Genomic DNA, 7,118 nt, shown 5'->3' with positions numbered 1-7,118 from the left:
GGGGCGATCGCCATCGGAGGCAGCGCGAGCGGACCCGTCACGAGCAATGCCGCCGCGGCCGGCCCCCGGCCGCCGGATCCCTCCGGCCCTGGAGAAGGCGCCGACCCCCCTACGCCGCCGGGCCCGCCAGCGAGCTGAGCGGCAACCCGGCGATCACTCCCAGCTCTCCCGCCTCCCCCGACGCCGCTGCTCCGTCCGCGAGGGCCCGGGTCGCGGCCTCCGGTGCCGCGTCCGCCGCCGCGGGGCGCGACCTCTATCAACAGACCCATCACCACTACCTCGTGGGCCCGGCGCCCGAAGCGCCGTCGAGCCGCGGCAGCGGCGACGCCATGCCGCTCGACGTCGGCGACGCGCTCGCGCAGGCCGTGGGCAAGCAGTGGCAGAAGGCCGCCAGGCAGCGGAAGTTGAAGGGCAAGAAGATCCCCGTCCGCTGGGCCCGCACCCGGCGTCCCGTCGCCGACCACGCGCGGGCCGAGGCGGCGGATCCGGCGGGGGTCTCCCTCGTACGGGCGGTGCCGGCCGTGGAGCCCCTCGAACCCGGCGAGGTCCGGGAGGGCGGGATCCCCGAGCTCTTCGCCGCCTACGGAGGGCTCGCCTCCGGGTGTCTCGTCGTGCTGGGCGGCCCCGGGAGCGGCAAGTCTGACGCCGCGCTCCTCACCCTCCTCCACGCCCTCGACAAGCGGGCCGCGCTGGGCTCCGACGCCGAGCGGGCGCGCTGCCCGGTGCCGCTGCTGACGAGCCTCGCCGGCTGGAACGGCCGCGGGCTCGACGGCTGGCTCGCCGCCCGCGTCGCCGAGGACTACCACATCGGGCGCAAAGAGGCCGAGGCGCTGGTGGCGGGCGGCTGGATATCGCTCTTTCTCGACAGCTTCGACGAAATGGGCGACGAACTGCGCGGCACCGCACTGCGGGAGATCGACCGCGCCGCCTACCGCGTGGTGATCTTCTCCCGGCCGCGGGAGTTCGAGGAGGCGGTCGCGGACGGCCACCTCGCCGGCGCCGTGGCCGTGAAGTTGATGCCGGTCCCGATCTCCGACGCCCTGGAGTTCTTTCTCGGCATGCCGTCGCTGGCACCCTGGCAGCGGCTCATCGAGCATCTCGACACCCAACCTGAGAGCAACATCTCCCGGGCGCTCAACGCGCCCCTGTCCCTCACGTTGATGCGGGATGCCTTTCCGGCCCGCCACATCGACGATCTCGACGAACTCCTCACCCTCCCCTTCTCCTCCCAGCGCCAGGTGGAGGAGTACCTGATCGACCGACTGGTGAAGATCCGCTACCAGCAGGAGCCCTCGACATCCGGCCCGCTCTACGATCCGCAGCAGGCCGAGCGCTGGCTGGGTTACCTGGCGCACCGGATGAGCAGCGAGGACACCGGGGCCGCCAAGGGCCGGCAGCGCCGCAGCTTCGACTGGCGCCGGCTGCACTACTGGGCATCCCCGTGGCCCCGTATCGCCATCGCCGCACTCTGCGGCCTGCTCATCTCCGTTCCCGGCGGTGCGGTGGCCTTCGGCCCCGGGCGGTACGACGCCTACGGGACGTTCGAAGGCACCCTCGGCGGAGCGGTCTACGGCGGCGTTCTCGGCATCCTGGTCGGCGCCGCGGTGGGCGCGATATCCGAGCTGCGGGACCCGGTGCCCCAGTGGCGGGCGCGGGTCAGCAGACGCCGCGGGACCTCGCACCGGGCGGTCAATCCCGCGGTCGGCGCGCTGGTGGGACTGCTCGTCGCCATGATGGCCCTGCGCGACCCGCACAACGTCTTCGTCTGGCTCGCCGGATTCGGCGCCGGAATCGCCTCCGGTGTCCTCGCGGGCTACGCCACGGCGCAGCTGTCCGGGGCTCCGCGCTGGACGGGCCGGGCGCGCTGGAAGGGCTTCGGCACCTGGCCGGTGCTGGGCAGCGGCGCCCTCGGCGGACTGTGCATCGGCTTCGCCTACGGGCTCGACTCCCGCAGCGCGGGCCTGGGCATCGGCATCGGCATCGCCGGGGCCCTCATCATCCCCAGCATCGTCATGCTGGCCCGCCCCACGTCGCTCGCCGACCCGGTCACGGACCCGCACACGTCATGGCGGCAGGACCAGCGCTTCAGCCTCCTGGCCGGCCTGATCATCGGGTTCCTCATCGCCGCGACGATCGCCGTCCGTGAACGCCACGCCGACGTGGCCACCGCGGAGACCTTGTGGATCACCCTGGGCCTGGGGCCGCCGTTCGCGCTCGCCGAACTCGTGGCCATCTCCGACTCCTGGCGCACGGGCCTCGCGTTCCTCCAGATCCGGCTCAGCGGCAAACTCCCGCTGCGCGGAATGCGTTTCCTCAACGACGCCTACGGCCACCGCATCCTGCGCGCGGAGGGCGTCCGCTACCAGTTCCGCCACGCCCTGCTCCAGGACAAGCTCGCCCGCGACCACCTGCGCGCAGAACCGGCAGCCCGGCCCCGGCCCGCGGACGGCACGGAGCAGTCGGGGCCTTTCCCCGGCGGGCGGTGACAGGCCGGGCGCTTTGCGGTGAGGAAGTCGGCGGGCGCGGCCCGCCGTTCCCGCTTCGAGGCGCAGTCGCGGACGTATGCTCGCTCCCGCGGCACGAGCCGTCCTGTCCCTAGCGACTTTCGGGCACCCCCGAAACATCTATCGGGGCTCCGACCGAGAGCCGCATGCTTCCTCGCGTGAGGTCTTGGGGGGTACGCGAGGTGAGCGCCGCCGGCGGTTGGCGCCCGGCGGTGGTGTGTGCGGTGGGCGGATTGCTCCTCGCCGTGGTCGCGACGGCTTGCGGGCAGGCCGATGCGGAAATCGGCCGGCCGGAGCCCGCACGTCCCCATGAACTCGCCCTGCTGGACCGGGCCGAGGAAGTTCTCATCGAGCGGTGCATGACGCGGCACGGCTTCCGCTACCGGCCGGGCCCGCCGCCCGCTCCCGACGAACTGCGGGACTTCCCGCATGTGGTGGACGATCCCGGCTGGGCCCGCAAGCACGGCTACGGCGGGGATCTCCTGCGCAAGGCGGAGCGGCAGCGCGCCGACAACCCCAACGCCGCATATGTGCGCAGCCTTCGGCCCGAGGACAGGAAGAGTTTCCACACCGCGCTGTACGGGAGCGGCATGAAAGCCGTGGAGGTGACCGTCCCGGCGGGTGGCACGGTCAGCCAGTCCCGCACGGGCTGCCTTGCAGAGGCCCAGGGCAGGCTCTACGGCGACTTCCGCGAATGGTTCCGGGTCAGGATCCTGGCGTCGAGCCTCCCCGACCGCGGCGGCGAACTGCGCCGGTCGCCGGACTTCCGCGCCGCCGTGGGGCAGTGGTCCGCCTGCATGCGGAGCAGAGGGCACCCGTACCAGAGCCCCGCCGACATCCAGCGCAAGCTGACGGGCCTGACGAAAGGCGCCGGCACACGGCGCGCGGACCGTATCGAGGCCCGGCTGGCGACGGCCGAGGCCGAGTGCGCCCGCAGCACCACGCTCTCGGAGACCGTGCGCCGCCTGACCCGGGAGCTCACCCGCCCCGACCGGCAGCGGTACAGCGCGGAGATCCGGGCCCGCGACCGGATGCGCCAGGACGCCCTGGGCCGGGCGAAGGGGCTTGTCGGGCGGACCTGAATCCGGGGCGCCCAAGAAAACCATCCAGAGACCAGAGGAGATTACCCATGCGCACACTCAAGCCGGTCCTCGCTGCCGCCGCGTTCTCGGCCGCAGCCGTCGGCGTCATGATCCCGGCAGGTTCGGCCTCCGCCGATCCGGTGGCAGCGCGCACCGAGGTGCGCGACGTCTCGGCACAGGAGCTGAACTGCGATGAGACCAAAGCCCGTTACGGTTCCACCGGCAAGGTCTACATGTACAACGGCACGAACTGCGCCGGCTCGGCCATGTGCAAGGACTACAACAACGACAGCAACTACGCCTCCGGCGGATCGTGCACAGGCAGCGACAACAACGCCACGAGCTCCGTCCTCAACCTCGGGTGGAACACCAGCGGCCCGGACGACGTACGCCTCTACACCAAAACCGGATACAACGGCGACAACATCGGCTGCGTCTTCCGCGGTACCGCCTGGCACGACGTCGGCGCGGCACACGGCTGGAAGGACAACACCGCCTCGTCCCACAGGTGGGAGAGCTGCTGAGAGCCTCTGCGGACCGGTTCGAGGCCGAGGCGATGTGCCACGCGGCAGACCTCCCCGTCCTGCACGAGACCCTTCGCTGAACCACCTCGACGCCCGATCCCGATGGCGGTCCCGCACTCGCGGGGCCGCCATCTGTCATGCCGCCAACGTCCTTGTTCCTCTCCGTGCCCGCCTGTCAGCCCGTACGGGTGGGTGACGAGCAGGGCGCGGTCCGTTCCCGTCGCGTACCGCCAGTCGTGCGGCGTGCGCCACCGCTGCCGGTCCGGGGCGACATCAGCTCCAAGGAGGGCCGAGAATGGCAGAAGTGGGCTAGCGGAGGAAGGTCATGAAGCGGGAGACGTCAGTGCCGGAGCGGCCCTCCGCACCCGAGATGGCGGCACAGCGGCTGCGTCTGCTCGCCGAGGTGAGCCGTGCACTGGCCTCGGGGCTGGACGCCGAGGAATCCCTGCGCCGGCTGGCCCGGCTCGTAGTGGCGCACTTCGCCGATGCCTGCGTCGTCGATGTGGTCGCTGCGGACGGGCTGCGCCGCCTGACGGTCGCAGAGCGCGATCCCGGGCGGGGCTTGCGCGAGCGGCCCGGTGGGTTCCTGCCGGGGCCGGACGCCTCGGCTACGGACCTGGCGAAGGTGCTGCGCGGCGGCGGGCCCGCGCTGGACACCGGCCTCACCGCACCGGATCCGGGGGACCCGCTGGGCGCCGCCCAGTGGGCCCTGTACAACGCGGTGGGCGCCGAGACGGCCGTGATCGTGCCCATGCGCGTGCGACGCCACACGCTGGGCGCACTGACCTTCATCCGGTACTCCCGTGACCTCCCGTTCGACGAGCAGGAGCAGGCGCTCGCCACCGATCTGGGGCAGCGCGCCGGACTCGCGCTGGAAAACGCGCGCCTCTACACACTCCAGCGCCACACCGCCGAACAGCTCCAGCGCTCCCTCCTGCCCGACCTCACGGGGCTCGCCCACCTGCAGCTCGCCGCCCGCTACGTGGCCGCCCGCGAGCGCGCCGAGGTCGGCGGAGACTGGTACGACGCCTTCCCGCTGCCCGACGGCTCGGTCGTCCTGGCCATCGGCGACGTGGTCGGCCATGACCTGGCGGCCGCGGTCCGCATGGGGCAACTGCGCAACATGCTGCGCGCGCTCGCCTACGACAGTGGCGACGACCCGGCCGGCATCATGAGCCGCCTCGACAGGGTGATGCAGGGCCTGACCAGTATCGAACTCGTCACGGCCGTCGTCGCCCGCATCCACACCCCCGCCCGCGGGCCGTGGCGACTGCACTGGACCAACGCCGGCCACCTCCCGCCCCTGCTGGCCCAGCGCGACGGCCGCACCCTCCTGCTGGAAGACGGCCACGCCCCCGTCCTGGGCGTCGATCCCGCCCTCGACCGGCAGACCGCGTCCGTCGTGCTGCCCTCCGGCGCCACCCTGCTCCTGTACACCGACGGCCTCATCGAACGCCCCGGCGAGGACATCGGCCACGGCCTGACACGGCTGCGCCAGCACGCCGCCGGACTCGCCCGCGCATCGCTGACCGTCTTCCGCGACGAACTCCTCGCGAGACTGGGCAGCGACCGGCACGACGACATCGCCGTCCTGGCCCTGCGCGTCCCTTAGGACGCCTCACGAAACGCCGGGTCCCGACCTGCGGCTCCTGCCCGGGAGCACTACCGTGCCGCCGGCCGCCGGAGCCGAGGTGGAGCGCGCCTGCCGGTTGTCTCAGCTCAGGGTGCGGCGGGCGAGGCGGCGGTGTTTGAGTGCGAGGTGCAGGTCCAGTCGGACCAGGCCGTCGGCGAGGTCGGCGTCGAGCGTGAACGGCGCGGGGCCGCCGCCCCCGACGACGACGGTGGCGGGATCCGCCGGGTTGGCGACCCGGTCGATCCCGTACGCGATGTCCGCTCCCGCCCCGTGCCGCGCCAGCACCACCGCGCGGCCCGTGCCGACGTACGAGCCGACGTACCCCGCGTACGCGCGCAGCGCCGTCGGGCGGGTGCGGGTCGAGCGCCGGGGCCATGGCACGCGCGGCGCGTGCGGCCGCGGCCTTCGCCGTCCCGTCCAGCGCCGTGCCGGCGTCGAGCACCCAGAGGTAGCCGAGGCAGCCGCGTCCCCCGCGGATCGGGACGCACAGCCGGGCGGCCACGCCGAGCCCGGGGTTGGCCGGTACCTCGACGGGTCCGGCCGCCTCCGCGATGCCGTGCCGCAGTTCCCACTCCAGGACCGCCGGGGCCACACGGCGGGAGAGGATGGCCTCGATCCGCGCTGGGTCGGCGTCGGCGCCCTGCGCGCTGTAGGCGACGAGGCGGCCGTCGGGGGTGTCCACGGAGAGGCTGTGCCCCAACTCGTCGGCGAGCGTGTCGAGTTGCTGCTGGAGGCTGCCGGCGTGGGTCACGGGAACCGCCCTCGACGTACCGCTGGGTTCCGACAAGTGTAGGAGAGGACGCCGCCCGGTCCCGCCGGCCGTCCGATGTGCCCGGGACCCGACCCGGCCTAGCGTGGTGATCTCCCCCCGCGCCGGCCCCCGGCCGGGCGGATCCCGCTCACGCCCCGACGAGGAGGCGGTCGATGACACACGCTCTGGCGGCCCGGCCGTGGCTGCCCGAACCCGGCGAACGGCTGGTCCGTACGGTCGCCGCCGCCGTCCACGGACAACCGCCGCGCGCCACGCTCGCCGAGGTCGACCGGCTGGTGGCGCAGCACCGGCGCATCCACGAACGCGACACGGTCAACCTCGACCCGGCGTCGAACATCATGTCCCCGCGGGCCGAGGCGATGCTGTCGTCCGGGCTGAGCACCCGGCCCTCGCTGGGCCACCCGGGCGCCAAGTACGAGACGGGACTGGAGGCTGTCGAGCGGATCGAGATCATCACGGCCGAACTTGCCGCCGAGGTGTTCTCCGCACGCTACGCCGAGGTCCGGGTCGGCTCCGGTGCGCTGGCCAACCTGTACGCCTTCATGGCCACCTGCCGCCCCGGCGACACGGTCATCGCGCCGCCTGCCGCCGTCGGCGGGCACG

General features: G+C 73.2%; 5 protein-coding genes and 1 pseudogene. 5 read left to right on the top strand and 1 reads right to left on the bottom strand.

Going from position 1 to position 7,118, the window contains the following annotated elements:
- The first annotated feature begins 281 nt into the window (after positions 1-281).
- From H5J30_RS12520 to H5J30_RS12505, 4 genes are all read left to right on the top strand, one after another.
- Positions 282-2,486 (top strand): NACHT domain-containing protein, encoded by a 2,205-nt coding sequence (locus H5J30_RS12520; protein ID WP_181787512.1) that lies wholly within the window; start codon positions 282-284, stop codon positions 2,484-2,486.
- Between the two features lie 176 nt (positions 2,487-2,662).
- Entirely contained in the window at positions 2,663-3,586 is a 924-nt protein-coding gene (locus tag H5J30_RS12515; RefSeq protein WP_181787511.1) for a hypothetical protein, read from the top strand.
- Positions 3,587-3,633: 47 nt separating this feature from the next.
- Positions 3,634-4,110, top strand: a complete 477-nt coding sequence (locus tag H5J30_RS12510; protein WP_181787510.1) for a hypothetical protein — start codon at positions 3,634-3,636, stop codon at positions 4,108-4,110.
- Positions 4,111-4,435: 325 nt separating this feature from the next.
- Positions 4,436-5,722: a PP2C family protein-serine/threonine phosphatase gene (locus tag H5J30_RS12505; RefSeq protein WP_181787509.1), complete on the top strand. Its 1,287-nt coding sequence runs from the start codon at positions 4,436-4,438 to the stop codon at positions 5,720-5,722.
- Between the two features lie 102 nt (positions 5,723-5,824).
- On the opposite strand, the gene H5J30_RS36655 is transcribed toward H5J30_RS12505, so the two are convergent.
- On the bottom strand, positions 5,825-6,124 hold the full coding sequence (locus H5J30_RS36655) for a hypothetical protein (protein WP_258563281.1): 300 nt from the start codon (positions 6,122-6,124) through the stop codon (positions 5,825-5,827).
- 543 nt (positions 6,125-6,667) lie between these two features.
- Here H5J30_RS36655 and H5J30_RS12495 point away from each other — a divergent pair.
- A pseudogene (locus tag H5J30_RS12495) lies at positions 6,668-7,118 on the top strand (serine hydroxymethyltransferase); the annotation flags it as partial.

The sequence above is a fragment of the Streptomyces phytophilus genome (genome assembly GCF_013870535.1).
GTDB classification, from domain to species: domain Bacteria; phylum Actinomycetota; class Actinomycetes; order Streptomycetales; family Streptomycetaceae; genus Streptomyces; species Streptomyces phytophilus.
Note: the sequence above shows the minus strand (reverse complement) of the source record. Positions and strands in the feature narration are given on the sequence as shown.

Excerpts from the sequence above, each read along its gene's own strand:
- H5J30_RS12510 (WP_181787510.1), top strand. The coding sequence starts at position 3,634 with ATGCGCACACTCAAGCCGGTCCTCGCTGCCGCCGCGTTCTCGGCCGCA.
- H5J30_RS12505 (WP_181787509.1), top strand. The coding sequence starts at position 4,436 with ATGAAGCGGGAGACGTCAGTGCCGGAGCGGCCCTCCGCACCCGAGATG.